This window comes from Ruegeria sp. CI5 (assembly GCF_056536885.1).
The window spans coordinates 350,710-366,981 of sequence record NZ_JBQFQN010000002.1 but is presented as its reverse complement, the minus strand read 5'-3'; the positions used below and the strand labels follow the sequence as shown (position 1 = coordinate 366,981).

The 16,272-nt window shown below is 62.8% G+C and carries 14 protein-coding genes; 10 read left to right on the top strand and 4 right to left on the bottom strand.

Going from position 1 to position 16,272, the window contains the following annotated elements; translation table 11 throughout:
* Nucleotides 1–114 precede the first annotated feature (114 nt).
* The 10 genes from ACR0BA_RS10480 to ACR0BA_RS10435 all read left to right on the top strand — a co-directional run bounded on the left by ACR0BA_RS10480 (nt 115) and on the right by ACR0BA_RS10435 (nt 11,404).
* The gene (locus ACR0BA_RS10480) at nt 115–1,374 is read left to right on the top strand and encodes an ABC transporter substrate-binding protein (protein WP_093963148.1); all 1,260 of its coding nucleotides are present in this window, start codon (nt 115–117) and stop codon (nt 1,372–1,374) included.
* A gap of 91 nt (nt 1,375–1,465) precedes the next feature.
* Complete coding sequence (locus tag ACR0BA_RS10475) at nt 1,466–2,389, top strand: carbohydrate ABC transporter permease (protein WP_093963149.1); 924 nt, start codon at nt 1,466–1,468, stop codon at nt 2,387–2,389.
* A gap of 1 nt (nt 2,390) precedes the next feature.
* Complete coding sequence (locus tag ACR0BA_RS10470; protein ID WP_093963150.1) at nt 2,391–3,239, top strand: carbohydrate ABC transporter permease; 849 nt, start codon at nt 2,391–2,393, stop codon at nt 3,237–3,239.
* Between the two features lie 22 nt (nt 3,240–3,261).
* Nucleotides 3,262–4,602: an alpha-galactosidase gene (gene melA, locus ACR0BA_RS10465; protein ID WP_480727842.1), complete on the top strand. Its 1,341-nt coding sequence runs from the start codon at nt 3,262–3,264 to the stop codon at nt 4,600–4,602.
* 55 nt (nt 4,603–4,657) lie between these two features.
* Complete coding sequence (locus tag ACR0BA_RS10460) at nt 4,658–6,364, top strand: IlvD/Edd family dehydratase (RefSeq protein WP_480727841.1); 1,707 nt, start codon at nt 4,658–4,660, stop codon at nt 6,362–6,364.
* A complete protein-coding gene (locus ACR0BA_RS10455; protein ID WP_480727839.1) occupies nt 6,364–7,131 on the top strand; it encodes an SDR family NAD(P)-dependent oxidoreductase in 768 nt (255 codons plus the stop codon). The genes ACR0BA_RS10460 and ACR0BA_RS10455 overlap by 1 nt, the downstream gene beginning before the upstream one ends.
* Nucleotides 7,132–7,135: 4 nt before the next feature.
* Complete coding sequence (locus ACR0BA_RS10450) at nt 7,136–8,029, top strand: 2-dehydro-3-deoxygalactonokinase (RefSeq protein WP_480727837.1); 894 nt, start codon at nt 7,136–7,138, stop codon at nt 8,027–8,029.
* Entirely contained in the window at nt 8,026–8,631 is a 606-nt protein-coding gene (locus tag ACR0BA_RS10445; RefSeq protein WP_480727835.1) for a 2-dehydro-3-deoxy-6-phosphogalactonate aldolase, read from the top strand. The genes ACR0BA_RS10450 and ACR0BA_RS10445 overlap by 4 nt, the downstream gene beginning before the upstream one ends.
* Nucleotides 8,628–9,488 (top strand): SMP-30/gluconolactonase/LRE family protein, encoded by an 861-nt coding sequence (locus ACR0BA_RS10440; protein ID WP_480727834.1) that lies wholly within the window; start codon nt 8,628–8,630, stop codon nt 9,486–9,488. Before ACR0BA_RS10445 ends, ACR0BA_RS10440 begins: the two co-directional genes overlap by 4 nt.
* A complete protein-coding gene (locus tag ACR0BA_RS10435) occupies nt 9,485–11,404 on the top strand; it encodes a beta-galactosidase (protein WP_480727832.1) in 1,920 nt (639 codons plus the stop codon). The genes ACR0BA_RS10440 and ACR0BA_RS10435 overlap by 4 nt, the downstream gene beginning before the upstream one ends.
* Before the next feature lie 42 nt (nt 11,405–11,446).
* Here ACR0BA_RS10435 and ACR0BA_RS10430 read toward each other — a convergent pair whose 3' ends face one another.
* From ACR0BA_RS10430 to ACR0BA_RS10415, 4 genes are all read right to left on the bottom strand, one after another.
* Nucleotides 11,447–12,703: an ABC transporter permease gene (locus tag ACR0BA_RS10430; protein WP_480727830.1), complete on the bottom strand. Its 1,257-nt coding sequence runs from the start codon at nt 12,701–12,703 to the stop codon at nt 11,447–11,449.
* Nucleotides 12,700–13,620, bottom strand: coding sequence for an ABC transporter permease (locus ACR0BA_RS10425; protein WP_170341829.1), 921 nt, complete (start codon nt 13,618–13,620; stop codon nt 12,700–12,702). The genes ACR0BA_RS10430 and ACR0BA_RS10425 overlap by 4 nt, the downstream gene beginning before the upstream one ends.
* Before the next feature lie 12 nt (nt 13,621–13,632).
* On the bottom strand, nt 13,633–14,745 hold the full coding sequence (locus ACR0BA_RS10420; protein ID WP_170341232.1) for an ABC transporter ATP-binding protein: 1,113 nt from the start codon (nt 14,743–14,745) through the stop codon (nt 13,633–13,635).
* Between the two features lie 124 nt (nt 14,746–14,869).
* On the bottom strand, nt 14,870–15,994 hold the full coding sequence (locus ACR0BA_RS10415; protein WP_170341229.1) for an extracellular solute-binding protein: 1,125 nt from the start codon (nt 15,992–15,994) through the stop codon (nt 14,870–14,872).
* Nucleotides 15,995–16,272 lie beyond the last annotated feature (278 nt).

Below are 16,272 nucleotides of genomic sequence, written 5' to 3'. Positions count from 1 at the left end.
GCGGACGGGCCGCGAGGGTATTGACAAGCCTAGCCGATTCGATGTGTAGTTTTCAATATATAAAACTTGGTTTCACTATTTGGAACCACTGAATGGAAGCTAAGGGAGGAAACCATGCATTCCATGTTCAAGCGCACTGCGGCGGCTCTGGCGGCCAGTGTGGCACTTGCAGCGCCCGTTTCGGCAGAACTGACCGGCGAGCTGCGAATCTTCCTCGACACATCGAATCCGGCGCCGCGTGCGACGATGGAAGCGATGATCGAGCGGTTCGCGGCTCAGCACCCGGGTCTGGAGATCGAGACCACGGTCATCGACCGCGAGGCGTACAAGACCCAGATCCGCAACTTCCTGACGGCGGATACGCCCGACGTTGCGACCTGGTACGCGGCCAACCGCATGAAGCCTTATGTCGAGGCCGGACTGTTCGAAGATGTATCGGACCTGTGGGCCGAGCCGGAAATCGCCGAAAACCTTGCCTCTACCAAGGGCGCGATGACCATCGACGGCAAGCAGTGGGGCGTGCCCTACACCTACTATCAGTGGGGCGTCTACTACCGCAAAGACATCTTTGACGAGCTGGGCCTGTCCGAGCCGACCACCTGGGAAGAAGAGCTGGCCAACTGCCAGAAGATCGTCGACTCGGGTCGCGCCTGCTATACCATCGGTACCAAGTTCCTATGGACGGCTGGCGGCTGGTTCGACTACCTGAACATGCGCACCAACGGCTTCGACTTCCACCAGCAACTGGCCAATGGCGAGGTCAGCTGGGAAGACGACCGGGTCAAGCAGACCTTCGCCAACTGGAAGCAGCTGATCGACATGGGCGCGTTCATCGACAACCACCAGACCTACAGCTGGCAAGAGGCCCTGCCCTTCATGGTTCAGGGTGACGCCGCGGCCTATCTGATGGGCAACTTCGCGGTGGCTCCGCTGCGCGAGGCCGGTCTGACCGATGACCAGTTGGACTTCTACCAGTTCGTCGCGATCAACCCAGATGTCGAGCTGGCCGAAGATGCGCCGACCGACACGTTCCACATCCCGGCGAACGCGTCGAACAAAGAAGCCGCGCGCGAGTTCCTGCGTTTTGTCGTTTCGGCTGACGAGCAGACCGAAATCAACAACGGCAAGAACCTCGGACAACTGCCCGTCAACGCCAAATCCTCAGTGGATGACGACAAGTTCCTGCAGGAAGGCTTCAAGATGCTGTCGACCAACAGCCCTGGCGGCGTCGCCCAGTTCTGGGATCGCGACGCACCGGCGGAAATGGCCAAAGTGTCGATGGAAGGCTTCCAGGAGTTCATGGTCAAGCCGGACAACCTGGACAGCATCCTGGCCAAGCTGGAACGCGCACGTCAGCGCATCTATGACAACTGATCGGGTTGTGGCCGGGGCAACCCCGGCCACGCCGTAGCCAAACGCAGGACGGGCACGATCCCGTCCTGCCCATTCCAAACCGGGATTGACCATGACCGCTGTCGACGTCACCGAACACGAAAGCTGGTTCCACAGAAATCAGCAACGTATCGCACCCTGGCTGTTTCTGGCTCCGGGCGTGCTGTTCTTCATGGTCTACGTGATCATCCCCGTATTCCAGTCCTTCAACCTGTCGCTCTACGAATGGGACGGGCTGGGCGCGGCCGAATATGTCGGAATGCGCAACTATGAAGACCTGTATTGGGAATGGGTCGATCGTGACGCCTTCTATGTCTCGCTGAAGAACAACCTGATCTGGCTGATCATGTACCTGCTGGCGATCCCGGCTGGTCTGTTCATCGCGCTGTTCCTCAACCAGACGGTCTGGGGAATCCGGTTGTACAAATCCCTGTTCTTCTTTCCCTTCGTCATCAGCCAGGTCGTAGTCGGGCTGGTCTTCACCTGGTTCTACGACCCCACTTTCGGACTGCTGAACGAGCTTTTGGGCTTGGTCGGGTTGGGTCCGCTGAACGTCCTGGGTGATGAACGCTTCGTAACCTACGGCATCATTTTCGCGGGCCTCTGGCCGCAGACCGCCTATTGCATGATCCTGTATCTGACCGGCCTGAACGCCGTGGACCCCGAACAGATCGAGGCCGGCCGGCTGGACGGCGCCAAGGGCGGGCGGATGCTGTGGCATATCATCCTGCCGCAACTGCGCCCGGCGACCTTCATCGCCTTCGTGGTGACCATTATCGGCGCGCTGCGCTCGTTCGACCTGATCTCGATCATGACGCAGGGCGGGCCGTTCGGGTCAAGCCGCGTGCTGGCCTATTACATGTTCGAAGTCGCCTTGTCGGAGTACGGGTTCCGCATGGGCTATGGCGCGGCCATCGCCGTGATCCTGTTCCTGATCATGCTGTGCTTCATCGCCTACTTCCTGTGGTCGATGTACCGCGAAGAAAAGGGGCACTGAGATGTTTCCCAAACCGATCGAAAAACAACCCCGCGCGGCGCAGATTTCCTATCAGGCAATGCTGCCGGTCGCGCTTCTGCTGTGGCTCGGCCCTCTGCTGGCGGTGGCCCTGTTTTCCATCAAGCCCGAGGCGGATTTCACCAACGCCAACTACTGGGGTCTGCCCTCCAGCTTTGAAGGCGCACGGAACTACGGTCAGGTGTTCTTCAACTCGGACATGCCGCGCTATCTGCTGAACTCGTTCCTGATCACGGTTCCCACGGTGATCGGCGCGGTGGCGCTCAGCTGCATGACCGGGTTCGCGCTGGGGATTTACAAGTTCAAATCGAACCTGTGGATCTTCTTCATGTTCGTGGCGGGCAACTTCGTACCCTTCCAGATCCTGATGGTGCCGGTGCGCGACCTGACGCTGGACTTGGGGCTTTACAACACGAAAACCGGTCTGGTGCTGTTCCACATCGCGTTCCAGACGGGGTTCTGCACCCTGTTCATGCGCAACTTCATCCGCGCCCTGCCCTTTGAGTTGATCGAGGCCGCCCGGGTCGAGGGCATCAGCGAATGGCGTATCTTCTGGTATGTCGTCCTGCCGCTGATGAAGCCCGCAATCGCCGCGCTCAGCGTGCTGATCTTCACCTTCATCTGGAATGACTATTTCTGGGCCGTCGTGCTGACCCAAGGGGCCGAGAGCCAACCCGTCACCGCCGGCATCACCAGCTTCAACGCGCAGTTCCGCGCCGCCTATCACTTGATGAGTGCCGGCTCGATCGTCGCGGCCCTGCCGCCGGTGGCCATGTTCTTTCTGATGCAGAAACACTTCATCGCGGGTCTGACCCTCGGTGCCGTAAAATAACGCCTAGTCAAGGTTTACAGTCATGACCAAGATCACCTTCATCGGTGCAGGTTCCACGATTTTCATGCAGAACATCGTGGGCGATGCCCTGCTGACCCCGTCGCTGGCCGACAGCCATTTTGCCCTGATGGACATCGACCCCGAGCGTCTGGCCGAAAGCGAAACCGTGGCCCGCGCCATGATCCGCTCGGTCGGGACCGGCGCGACCGTGTCCACCCATACCGACCGCCGCGCGGCGCTGGACGGGGCCGATTTCGTCATCACCGCCTTCCAGATCGGCGGCTACAAACCCTGCACCGTCACCGATTTCGAGATCCCCAAGCAATATGGCCTGCGCCAGACCATCGCCGACACGCTGGGCGTGGGCGGCATCATGCGCGGCCTGCGCACCGTGCCCGTCCTGTGGGATGTGGCCCGCGACATGGCGCAGCTGTGCCCGGATGCCACGCTGCTGCAATACGTCAACCCGATGGCCATCAACACCTGGGCGCTGGCCGAACGGTTCCCGGCGCTGAAACATGTGGGTCTGTGCCACTCGGTCCAGAACACGGTCGAGGAGCTGGCCCATGACCTGGACCTGCCCAAGGATGAAATCCGCTATCGCGTTGCGGGCGTGAACCATGTGGCGTTTTTCCTGCGGCTGGAACATCAGGGCCGCGACCTGTATCCGGCGCTGCGCCGGGGCTATCACGCCGGCCAGTTGCCCAAGGCGCCGCTGCTGATGCCGCGCTGCCCGAACAAGGTGCGGTACGAGGTGATGGATCACCTGGGCTATTTCTGCACCGAAAGCTCGGAACACCTGGCCGAGTATGTCCCGTGGTTCATCAAGGATGGGCGTCAGGACCTGATCGACCAGTTCCAGATCCCGCTGGACGAATACCCCACCCGCTGCGAAGAGCAGGTCGCGAATTGGAAGGAACAGGCCAAGACCCTGACCGACGGGCGCGACATCGAGGTGATCCGCAGCCACGAATTCGCCGCCGACCTGATGAACGCCATCGTCACCGACACGCCCTATGTCGCCTATGGCAACCTCCCCAATACCGGGCAGATCCCGCAGCTGCCTCTGGGCGCCGCGGTCGAAACGCCCTGCCTGGTCGACAGCAACGGCGTGCAGCCCTCGGTCGTGACCGACATCCCGCCGCAGCTGGTCGCCCTGATGCGGACCCAGATCAACGTGCAGGAACTGACCGTGCGCGCCTTGGTCGAGGAAAACCCCGAACACATCTATCATGCCGCCATGATGGACCCGCACACCGCCGCCGAACTGGACCTGCGCCAGATCCGTAGCCTGGTCAGTGACCTGCTGACCGCCCATGCCGACTGGCTGCCGGATTGGTGCCGTCCGGCCCGCGCGGCCTGATCATCCGGCAAACACACAAGAAAACCACGACCCAATACAAAAAAGAAACACAGACATGAAGAAACGCCGCTCACAGCACTGGTACGGCAAGCTCGACAAGGACGGGTTCATCCATCGGTCGTGGATGAAGAACCAGGGCTTTCCCGATCATGCGTTCGACGGACGCCCGATCATTGGCATCTGCAACACATGGTCGGAACTGACGCCGTGCAACTCGGGCCTGCGCGACCTCGCCGAAGGCGTCAAGCGCGGCGTGTGGGAGGCCGGAGGCTTTCCGGTCGAATTCCCGGTGATGTCGCTGGGCGAAACCCAGATGAAGCCCACCGCCATGCTGTTCCGCAACCTGCTGGCCATGGATGTCGAGGAATCGATCCGCGCCTATGGCATCGACGGCGTGGTGCTGCTGGGCGGCTGCGACAAGACCACGCCCGGCCAGCTGATGGGCGCGGCCTCGGTCGATCTGCCCACCATCGTGGTCAGCTCGGGGCCGATGCTGAACGGCAAGTATCGCGGTCAGGATATCGGCTCGGGCACCGATGTTTGGAAATTCTCGGAAGCCGTGCGCGCCGGCGAGATGACCTTGCAGGATTTCATGAACGCCGAATCCGGCATGAGCCGGTCCAAGGGCGTGTGCATGACCATGGGTACGGCCTCGACCATGGCGTCGCTGGTCGAGGCGATGGGCATGAGCCTGCCCACAAACGCCGCCCTGCCCGCCGTCGATGCCCGCCGGATGGCGCTGGCGCACATGACCGGCAAACGTATCGTCGAAATGGTGGACGAGGGCCTCAAACCCTCGGACATCCTGACCAAGGCGGCGTTTGAGAACGCCATTCTGGCCAATGCCGCGGTGGGTGGGTCCACCAACGCCGTGGTGCACCTGCTGGCGCTGGCCGGCCGGGTGGGCGTGGACCTGACCCTGCAGGATTTCGAGATCGGCTCGGACATTCCGCTGCTGGTCAACTGCATGCCCTCGGGCAAATACCTGATGGAAGATGTCTGCTATGCCGGCGGGATGCCGGTGGTCCTGTCCGAGCTGAAATCGCATCTGCGCCCGGCCCGCACCGTTCTGAACAAGGACATCTCGGCCCACTATGAGGGCGCGGAATGCTTCAACCGTGACGTGATCCACGCCTTTGACGATCCGGTGAAACCGGCCGCCGGGCTGCGCGTTCTGCGCGGCAACCTGGCGCCGAACGGGGCCATCGTGAAACCCTCGGCCGCCACAGACAGCCTGCTGGAGACGGAAGGTGAGGCCTATGTCTTCGACAGCATCGAGGACCTGAAGGCCAATATCGACCGCGACGACCTGCCTGTGACGCCCGAGACCATCCTGGTGCTCAAAGGCTGCGGGCCAAAGGGCTATCCGGGCATGCCCGAGGTCGGCAACATGCCGATCCCCGCCAAGCTGGTGAAACAGGGCGTGCGTGACATGATCCGCATTTCCGACGCGCGCATGTCTGGCACGGCCTTCGGCACAGTGATCCTGCATGTCAGCCCCGAGGCGCAGGCGGGCGGTCCTCTGGCGCTGGTGAAAACCGGCGACCGCATCCGCGTCTCGGCCCGCAAGGGCGAGTTGGAACTGCTGGTCGACGAACAGGAACTGGCCGCCCGCCGCGCGGATTGGCAGCCCGACGACCCGCATTACACCCGCGGCTATGCCAAGCTGTATATCGACCATGTCCTTCAGGCCGACCGCGGCGCTGACCTTGATTTCCTGGTGGGCAAGGACACCCGCCTTGTGACCAGAGAGAGCCATTGATGACCCAGCCAGCAACCTTCCATGACCTCGACGGCGCGTCCGTCTTCATCACCGGCGGCGGGTCGGGCGTGGGCGCGGCCCTGACAGACGGGTTCCTGGCCCAAGGCGCCAACGTCGCCTTTATCGGCCGGTCCGACGCCAGCGCATTCGTCGAAGAGATGCGCGCCAAACACGGCCGCGCGCCTTTGTTCCTGCAGGGCGACATGACCGACACTGCGCTGCTGCACGAAACCATGACCAAGGCCGCCGAGACCCACGGCCCGCTGAACGTGCTGGTCAACAATGCCGCCAATGACAAGCGCCACAGCCTTGAGGAAACCACGACCGAGTTCTGGGATTGGATGATCGAGGTCAACCTCAAGGCCTATTACTTTGCCTGCCAGCAGGCCGCGCGCCAGATGGCCGAAACCGGCGGGTCGATCATCAACTTCAGCTCGATCAGCTACATGATGGGCAATGCAGGCTATCCGATCTATACGACGGCCAATGCCGGAATCACCGGCATGACCCGCTCGCTCGCGCGCGAGCTGGGGCCTAGGAACATCCGCGTCAACGCGCTGGCGCCCGGCTGGGTGCTGACGCAGAAACAACTGGACATGTGGGCCACGCCCGAGGATCTGGCCGCGCATATGGATCGCCAGTGCCTGAAGGAACATCTGAGCCCGGACGACATGATCGCGCCGACGCTGTTCCTGGCATCGACGGCCAGCCGCGCCATGACCGGGCAATGCATGGTCGTCGATGGCGGCGTGGTCACAACGGGGTGAGGATATGAACACCGAGTGGATCGCAGTAGACTGGGGCACCTCGCATCTGCGCGCCTGGGCGATGCAGGGCGACACGGTGCTGGACCACGCCCAATGCGACCGGGGCATGGCGACACTGGGCCGGGATCAGTTCCAGAACGCGTTGCTGACGCTGGTCCAAGGCTGGCTGGGCGCGGCGCCCGTGGATGTGATCGCCTGCGGCATGGTCGGTGCCCGGCAGGGCTGGGTCGAGGCGCCCTATGTGGCTGTTCCGGCCAAGCCGATTTCGACCGTTCCGGTGCGCGTGCCCGGCACCGATCCACGCATCCGCGCCTTCGTGGTGCCCGGTCTGAAACAGGACGACCCCGCCGACGTGATGCGCGGCGAGGAAACCCAGATCGCCGGCTACCTGTCCACGCGCCCGCATTGGGATGGCGTGATCTGCCTGCCCGGCACCCACACCAAATGGGTGCAGGTCAGCGCCGGCGAGGTCGTCAGTTTCCGCACCTTCATGACGGGTGAACTGTTCGATCTGCTGGGCCAGCACTCGGTGCTGAAACACTCGGTGGGCGAAGGCTGGGACGACGACGCCTTTGCCACGGCCGTGGCGGACACGCTGTCCAAGCCCGAGCAACTGGCCGGGCGGCTGTTCGGGCTGCGCGCGGCCGACCTGCTGCACGGCCAGGATCCGGCCACCGCCCGCGCCCGCCTGTCGGGCGCTCTGATCGGTGCCGAACTGGCCGCCACCCGCCCCTATTGGCTGGGTCAGCAACTGGCCATCATCGGGGCCGAGGCCCTGTCGAACATCTATGCCACCGCGCTGCAGCAACAGGGCGCATTCGTCGAAACCGCCGACGCGACCCAAGCCACGCTGGCCGGTCTGCTGCAGGCCCGCACCCTCACGAGGCAAACCGCATGAGCCGCCCCATCATCGCCATTCTGCGAGGGCTTGAACCGGCACAGGCCGAGGCCGTCGGCCAAGCCATTTTGGACGCCGGAATCGACCGGATCGAGGTTCCGCTGAACTCGCCCGACCCGCTGGACAGCATCGGCCGTCTGGCCCGTTCGATCGGCGACCGCGCGCTGGTCGGGGCCGGAACCGTCCTGACCGTGGACGAAGTCGAACAGGTGGCCGCCGTTGGCGGCAAGCTGATCGTGTCGCCAAATTGCGATGCCGAGGTTATCGCGCGCACGGTGGATCTGAGCCTTCAAAGCTGGCCCGGGGTCTATACCCCGACCGAAGCCTTCGTCGCCCTGCGCGCCGGAGCCACCGGGTTGAAACTGTTTCCCGGGGTGATGGCCGGACCGGTGGGGCTGGCGGCCATGCGCCCGATCCTGCCCAAGGGCACGCAGGTCTATGCCGTGGGCGGCGCGGGGCCCGAGAATTTCGGCGACTGGCTCAAGGCCGGGGCCGACGGTTTCGGCATCGGCTCGGCCCTGTTCAAACCCGGCATGTCCGTGGACCAGATCGCCGAAAACGCCTGCCAGATCGTCGCCGCCTTTGACGAGGCCGCGCGATGAGCCAGGTCTTTGACGACCGCCCGTGCGCGTTGGGCGAAGGCCCGCTGTGGCACCCCGAACGGCAACAGCTGTTCTGGTTCGACATCATCAACAAGCGCCTGATGACCCGCGACGCGGGTGGCCCGCAAAGCTGGGATTTTGCCGAGCACGTCTCGGCCGCAGGCTGGATCGACCGCGACACGCTGCTGATCGCGTCGGAAACCGGCCTGTGGCGGTTCGGGCTTGAGACCGGTCACAAGGACCGCATCGTCGCGCTCGAGGCCGACAACCCGGTGACCCGCTCGAATGACGGGCGGGCTGATCCGTGGGGCGGGTTCTGGATCGGCACAATGGGCAAGCGCGCGGAACGGGGCGCGGGGGCGATCTATCGTTTTTGGCGGGGTGAGCTGCGGCAGCTGGTGCCGGACGTGACCATCTCGAACGCGATCAGTTTCGCGCCTGACCGGTCTTGCGCCTATTTTTGCGACACGGCCACCGGGCAGGTGCGGCGCTGGGGCCTGAACCCGGAAACCGGCTGGCCCGAGGGCGACAGCGCGGTGTTTCTGGACCTGCGCACCGAGGGGCTGAACCCCGATGGCGCGGTCGTCGATGCCGCGGGCAACCTATGGCTCGCGCAATGGGGCGCGGCGCGGGTCGCGGCCTATGACGCCGGCGGAACCTTCTTGCGCGCGGTGCGTTTCGCGGCGGCCCATACCTCGTGCCCCGCTTTCGGCGGACCGGATCTGACGACGCTGTTCTGCACCTCGGCCCGTGAAGGGCTGGATGCGGACACCATCGCATCGCACCCCACCAACGGAATGACCTTTGCCGCGGAAAACGCGGGCCAAGGTCAGGCAGAACACAGAGTCATCCTATGAACCCCGAACTTGGCGTTTGCTATTACCCCGAACATTGGCCCCAGTCGATGTGGGCCGAAGATGCCGCGCGCATGGTCGAGGCCGGCCTGCGCTGGGTCCGGATCGGCGAATTCGGATGGAGCCGGATGGAGCCGGAACCGGGCCGACTGACATTCGACTGGCTGGATCAGGCCATCGAGACCCTTGGTGCGGCCGGGCTGAAAGTGGTGCTGGGAACCCCAACCGCCACGCCGCCGCGCTGGATGCTGGACCGGCACCCGGACATGCTGGCGGTAGATGAAAACGGGCAGCCGCGGAAGTTCGGCTCACGCCGTCACTACTGTTTCAGCCATCCCGGATATATCGAGGAATGCGTCCGCATCGCCCGGATCATGGGCGAACGTTATGGCCGCAACCCGCATGTGGCCGCCTGGCAGATCGACAATGAATATGGTTGCCACGACACCACCGTCAGCTACAGCGAGCCCGCGCGGAAGGCCTTCCGCCGCTGGCTGGCCGAACGCTATGGCTCGATTGAGGCGCTGAACGCGGCCTGGGGCAACGTGTTCTGGTCGATGGAATACAGTGATTTCGATCAGATCGACCTGCCCAACCTGACCGTGACCGAACCCAACCCCGCGCATGTGCTGGCCTTCCGCCGGTTCAGCTCGGATCAGGTGGCGGCCTTCAACCGGGCCCAGGTTCAGGCGCTGCGGCCCCTGACCGATGCGCCGCTGCTGCACAACTACATGGGCCGGATTCTGGATTTCGACCATTTCGAAGTGGGCGCCGATCTGGATATCGCCACCTGGGACAGCTACCCGATCGGGTTCCTGTCCGACCGGCTCGAGGCCGACGCGGCGCACAAGGCGGCCTTTCTGCAGCAGGGCGACCCGGACATGCAGGCCTTTCACCACGATCTGTACCGCGCCGTCGGGTGCGGTCGCTGGTGGGTTATGGAACAACAGCCCGGACCGGTGAACTGGGCGCCCTACAATCCGGCCCCCCTGCCAGGCATGGTGCGGCTCTGGTCGCTCGAGGCCGTGGCCCACGGGGCCGAGGTGGTCAGCTATTTCCGCTGGCGGCAGGCGCCTTATGCACAGGAACAGATGCACGCGGGCTTGCTGACGCCGAACAACCACCCTGCCCCAGGTCTGGCCGAGGCGCAGCAGACGGCCGAAGAACTGGCCGCGCTGGGACCGGTCGAACCGGTGCAGGCGCGGGTGGCCATCCTGTTCGACTACCCGTCGGATTGGGCCTGGGCGACCCAGCCGCAGGGCGCGGGGTTCAACTATTTCCGGCTGGTGTTTTCCGCCTATTGCGCCCTGCGCCGCGCCGGGCTGTCGGTCGACGTCGTTCCGGCCACGGGCATGGACGACGCCGACTATGATCTGATCCTCGCCCCCGGGCTGGCCACGCTGGACGACGCGCTGGCCGACCGCCTGCGGGCAGCGGCCAAACTGACGGTTCTGGGCCCGCGCGCCGGAGCAATCACGGCTGATTTCCAGATCCCGGCCCAAGGCCGCCCCGGCCTGCAGGCGTTGGACTGCGACGTGGCGCTGGTGGAATCCCTGCCGCCCGAGATCACCCGCCCGGTTCAGGACGGCGGTGCCGCGCAACACTGGGTCGAGCGGCTGACCGGCAACGCGCCCGATCTGTTGACCTTTGCGGACGGAACCCCGGCGCTCAAGGGCGGTGACCAGCTTTGGTATCTGGCCGGCTTCCCGGACGAAGACCTGTGGGACCGGATCGTTGAGATGGCCGCGCAGAAGGTCGGGCTGACCCTGCACCCGATGCCGCCCGGCCTGCGGCGGCGCGAGACCGCGACCCATGACTTCCTGATCAACTACAACGCCACACCGGTGGATTGGAACGGCCACAGCATCGCTGCCTGCGGAGTCGCTATCCTGAAACACAATCCGCCCGGCAAGAAATGAACCTGAACCGGGCGGATGTGGTGCTCTGGTAGGCGCTTCTTCCTACTCGTCGGTCTTCAGACTGTTTGGATCGAAGACGTTGCCGAACCCACTGTTGCCCGAAGGCTGATCTTCAGGCTCGGCTGAGCTTTCGTCGTCCTGACCACCCAATGTGTTCGGAGCGAACACATTGCCAAAACCGCTGTTGTTCGACGGTTTGGGCGTGGATTGCTGCGCGTCGCCTTGCTCGGCCTCGCGCCGCTTGCGCTGCTCCTCGCGTTGCTTGCGCAATTCCTGAATGCGCTGCTCGGCTTCCAGACGCTTTTCTTCCTTGACGTCCGCGATGCACTGGGCCGGGTTGTAGGCCATGGCCGTCCCGACGACAGTGATCGTTGCCACGGCAAACATGACCAGCAGCACGGCCGCCATGTTCCCCGAGAAAAAGCTGGGCAGTTTGATCTTGCCTGCCAGCTCCTCGACCGTGGCTTCCTTGCGCGCGGCGGCGACCAGTTCCTGACGCTTCAACTTGGCTTCGTTCAACAGGGCGAAGAACACGGTCAGCGCCACGATGATAAAGGCCAGCGCCGAAATCGCAGGTGTAATGCCGTAGCGCACCTTCTGAGCCAGTTCGATTGTCAGTGTCGGGTATTCGCCGAACGTGAAGGTGGTGGTGTTGTAGTTCTCGAACGAGGCAAGAAACGCCAGCACCGCCGCCGAAGCAATCGCCGGGCGCATGAACGGGAGCAGGATCTTGCGAAACGCCTGTGCATGCGTTGCACCAAGGTCCAGCGCCGCCTCGGTCAGCGCCAGGTCATATCGCTGCAGCCGGGCCACCAGAACCAACATACAATAGCTGGCGATGAAGGTGGATTGGCCAATCACGGTCAGGAAAATACCGTTCGACAAAAAGCTGTCGGCGCCCAGCCCCAGCATCCGGTTGATCCGGTCCCAGAAGACCAGCGTCGAGATACCCAGAACAACGCCCGGGATCAGGATCGGAGCGATGATGATCGTGTAGTAGGTGGCGCGCAGCTTGGGCCAGATTTGGGTTAGCATCAGCGCTCCAGCCAAGCCCATCGCCACCGACAGAACCACGGTTCCCGCGCCGATGATCATCGAGTTCTTGATGCCGTTCAGGATGCGTTGGTCCTGAAACAACTCGCCAAACCACTGGAAGGTCAGGCATTCCCACGGGCTCATGCGCGGGAAACCGGACGAGTTGAAGGCGGTGATCGACATGATCACCAGCGGACCCAGCAGGTACGCGAAGAAGATCGCCAGATAGACCCAGATGCTGATACGGAGGAAGGACATGTTCATTTCCCGATATCCCCCATGTTCACCTTGAACAGGCGCATCATTGCCAGCACGAACAGGATACAGGTGACCAGCAGAACGATCGCGTAGGCCGCGCCTTGTGGCCAGTCGTTGTTGTCATTGAACTGCTGATAGATCAGTTGCGTGAACCACAGACTGGATGGCCCGCCCAGGATTTGCGGTGCGGCCAGCGCACCGGCCGACAGCATGAACACCATCGTACAGCCGGAACTGATGCCGGGCTTGGCATAGGGGATGACCACCCTCCAGTGGATCCGCCACCACGGAGCGCCCAAGTCGCGCGCCGCTTCGATCTGGTTTCCATCCAGGCTTTCGATGACGTTGTACATCGGGAAGATCATCAGCAGGATGTACGCGTAGCCGAGGCCCGCATAGAGCGCGATGTCGTTACGAATGAAATCGAACGGCGTGTCCCAGATCCCCAATCCGACGAACAGCGTGTTCAACACACCGGTCTCTCCGAAGATGATGCGCAGCGCAAAGGCACGCAGGATCTCGTTGATCCAATAGGGGATGATCAGCATGATCGCGAAGATACGAATGTGATTGCCCTTGGACTGACCCAGGTAATAGGCAATCGGATAGCAAATGATCAGGTTGAAGATCGTCACGCAGACCGCGGCGATCAACGTCCGGAAGAACACGCGCAGATCAACGGCGTTGTAGGACTGGCTACCGCCTTCCGGCCCGTAGATCAGATATTTGTAGTTCTCCAGCGTGTACACGTCCTTGGGGCCACCGATTTCCGGGGGCGGCAGGTTGGGACGGAAGGAAAAGTCCAGCATCGACAGCTGCGGCAGGATGATCAGGCCGATCGTCCAGAACAGGACAAGCCCCAAAATCGCGAGCCCCATGCCGAAACCGTTGCGGTTGAAGAAGTCCCTGAGGAAGCCAGGCATCGTCGGGCCTCCTTATTCCGCAGCCAGCTCACCCGCCGGAACGACAACCGCGTTGCGGGTTTCGTATTCCAGCGTGATGTTCTGCCCGGTGTGATCTTTGAACGACTGCCCGTGGTTCGGGATCGAGACCTTGATCTCCTTGCCGCCCTCTCCTTCGGTGAAGATGTTGAAGACGTTGCCTTCGAATTCCTCGTGGGTTACCCGCGCCGTGACGAAGTGATCGCCGCTCGTCCCCTCGGGTGCAATCGAGAACGCCTCGGGTCGGATGAACATCATGGCGTCGTCACCTTCGGCCAACTTGCCCTGATTGGCGGTCGATATCCGCGCCACCAGATCGCCGGACCGGTTGGTCGAGATCAGGGCCTCTTCGCCCATCACTCTTTTGACCTTGCCGCGGAAGACGTTGTTTTCGCCCACGAACGAGGCGGCAAAAGCGGTTGTCGGGTCGTTGTAGATGGTCTTGCCATCGGCGATCTGGTCGATCACGCCAGCGCGCATCACGGCGATGTTGTCCGACATGGTCAGGGCCTCGCCCTGGTCATGGGTGATGTAGATGAAGGTGATGCCCACCCGCTGCTGAATTTCGCGAAGCTCAGTGCGCATGTGCTGGCGCAGTTTGAGGTCCAGCGCCGACAGCGGTTCGTCCAGCAGCAGCACGTCCGGTTCGGCGCACAAGGCGCGCGCGATGGCGACACGCTGGCGCTGGCCGCCTGACAACTCGCTGGGCAGCTTGTCCCCCTGGCCCGGCAGAGCGATCATGTCCAGCAGCTCATCCGCGCGCTTGCGGCGCTCGGCGGCGCTGGCGCCCTTGATCTCCATCGAAAAGGTAATGTTCTCCCAGACCTTCATCAGCGGAAACAGCGCAAGGTTCTGGAAGATCAACGCGGTCGGGCGCTTGTTCGGCCCGATGCCCTTCATGTTCTTTCCACCGATCAGCACATTGCCTTCGCTGGGCTCCAGGAACCCGGACACCGCGCGCAGAATCGTCGTCTTGCCGCAGCCCGAGGGCCCCAGGAACGAAAAGAAATCGCCCCCGTTGATGTTCACGTTCGCATCTCGCACAGCGACAAAATCGCCGAAGCGGATCCACAGGTTTTCCAGATCGACTCCGATCCCTGCACTCATTTTTGGTATCTCCCTGTGATGCAGCTTCAGGCCGCACCGCATCGTTGTCCGTCACGCGGGGCAAACGCGTGCGGGGTCCAAAGGCCCCCCGCGCGACAACGCGAGGGGCGCGATCTCAAGGCGATCAGGCGCTCTTGAACTTGTTGACGAACTCGGTCCGGGTCTCGGCATACCAAGGTGCTTCGGCAGGCCACGGGTTCAGGTTGGCCAGCGAGTCGCCCGGATAGGCCTCGGCAAAGTTCTTCTTGTAGGTGTCGCCCGAATACTGGTCGGCACCCAGAACCGGCGAGTTGTAGCCGTGGCTGTCGATCGCGACACCGGCCGGTTTGGCCTGATAGGCGAAGTCGATGAAGGCGTAGACCTGGTCGATATTGGTTGCACCGGTCGGCATCGACATGCCGTCGACCCAAGCCATCGCACCCTCGACCGGAGCCTGGTAGTGCACCGGTTCGCCCGCGGATTTCAGTGCCAGCGGCGGGCCATCCCAAGTCTGTCCGACGACAACCCCTTCGTTCAGCAGGCCGTTCTTCTGGGTGTCGGCGTCGTTCCAGATCAGTTTGATCCGGTCTTTGCGGGCGATGCACCAGTCGGTGATTTGACCCCAGACCTTACGCATGGTGTCTTCGTCGCCATATGCGGCCCAGACCGAGCCGGGCTCCATCTCGCCGATGCGCTCCATGTACAGGCCTGCGCCCAGCATCATCGAATGCGCGCGACCCATGGTCTTGCCGGCGTTTTCTTCCGACCAGACGTCACCATAGGACGGAGCGTCGCCTTCGGGCAGCCACAGGTCGGTCCGATAGGCAATGCCTTCGGTACCCCAGATATGCGGCAGCCAATGCGCGCCGCTGTCACCAAAGTTCCAGGCATCGGTGCCGATCTTGGCCATCGCCGGGTTGACCTTGTCGATCGGAACCCTGTTCATGTCGAACGGCTGCAGAAGCTCCAGCGGCTCCCACTGCAGCGACCGGTTGTTGGTCGGCGAAACGATGTCAAAGCCCTGACCCTTGGTGGCCTTCATCTTGTTGATGATCTCTTCGTTCGAGCCGATACCGGTGTAGTTCACCTTGATCCCGGTCAGGGTCTCGAACTCTTCGATGAAGCTGGGCGGCAGGTAATCCGACCACATCAGGATGTTGACTTCGCCCGAAGATGCCAGGGCGCTTTTGCTGTACAGAGGTGCCGCCAGCGCTGCGGCGCCGGCCCCTTTCAACACCGTACGACGGCTGAAGTTTGACGATTTGGTCATTCGTGTTTCTCCCGTGTTTGGACTGAGTTTTGTTTTTTATCCGTGCGTCACGTTAGAGTTTTGCGATCGCCCCGTCAGTCCAAAAAGTGACAGTTTGCGAAATTCTTAGGTCCAGTTCCTTTGGAAGCCCAAGCCCGGAGCCCGCCCAAACAGCGCGCGACTCTGCTGGAATTCGCGCGAGGATCATATATCAAAAGGGCCGACGATACCTAACGGCGCATCGGAACTGGCCTCATGTCACACAGGGAGATCACGCGAATTTTTTGCGCATCCGCCTA

What these genes read in the sequence shown, in the direction of transcription:
- ACR0BA_RS10480 (WP_093963148.1), top strand. Translation starts at nt 115, where the DNA reads ATGCATTCCATGTTCAAGCGCACTGCGGCGGCTCTGGCGGCCAGTGTG.
- ACR0BA_RS10475 (WP_093963149.1), top strand. Translation starts at nt 1,466, where the DNA reads ATGACCGCTGTCGACGTCACCGAACACGAAAGCTGGTTCCACAGAAAT.
- ACR0BA_RS10470 (WP_093963150.1), top strand. Translation starts at nt 2,391, where the DNA reads ATGTTTCCCAAACCGATCGAAAAACAACCCCGCGCGGCGCAGATTTCC.
- melA (WP_480727842.1), top strand. Translation starts at nt 3,262, where the DNA reads ATGACCAAGATCACCTTCATCGGTGCAGGTTCCACGATTTTCATGCAG.
- ACR0BA_RS10460 (WP_480727841.1), top strand. Translation starts at nt 4,658, where the DNA reads ATGAAGAAACGCCGCTCACAGCACTGGTACGGCAAGCTCGACAAGGAC.
- ACR0BA_RS10455 (WP_480727839.1), top strand. Translation starts at nt 6,364, where the DNA reads ATGACCCAGCCAGCAACCTTCCATGACCTCGACGGCGCGTCCGTCTTC.
- ACR0BA_RS10450 (WP_480727837.1), top strand. Translation starts at nt 7,136, where the DNA reads ATGAACACCGAGTGGATCGCAGTAGACTGGGGCACCTCGCATCTGCGC.
- ACR0BA_RS10445 (WP_480727835.1), top strand. Translation starts at nt 8,026, where the DNA reads ATGAGCCGCCCCATCATCGCCATTCTGCGAGGGCTTGAACCGGCACAG.
- ACR0BA_RS10440 (WP_480727834.1), top strand. Translation starts at nt 8,628, where the DNA reads ATGAGCCAGGTCTTTGACGACCGCCCGTGCGCGTTGGGCGAAGGCCCG.
- ACR0BA_RS10435 (WP_480727832.1), top strand. Translation starts at nt 9,485, where the DNA reads ATGAACCCCGAACTTGGCGTTTGCTATTACCCCGAACATTGGCCCCAG.
- ACR0BA_RS10430 (WP_480727830.1), bottom strand. Translation starts at nt 12,703, where the DNA reads ATGAACATGTCCTTCCTCCGTATCAGCATCTGGGTCTATCTGGCGATC.
- ACR0BA_RS10425 (WP_170341829.1), bottom strand. Translation starts at nt 13,620, where the DNA reads ATGCCTGGCTTCCTCAGGGACTTCTTCAACCGCAACGGTTTCGGCATG.
- ACR0BA_RS10420 (WP_170341232.1), bottom strand. Translation starts at nt 14,745, where the DNA reads ATGAGTGCAGGGATCGGAGTCGATCTGGAAAACCTGTGGATCCGCTTC.
- ACR0BA_RS10415 (WP_170341229.1), bottom strand. Translation starts at nt 15,994, where the DNA reads ATGACCAAATCGTCAAACTTCAGCCGTCGTACGGTGTTGAAAGGGGCC.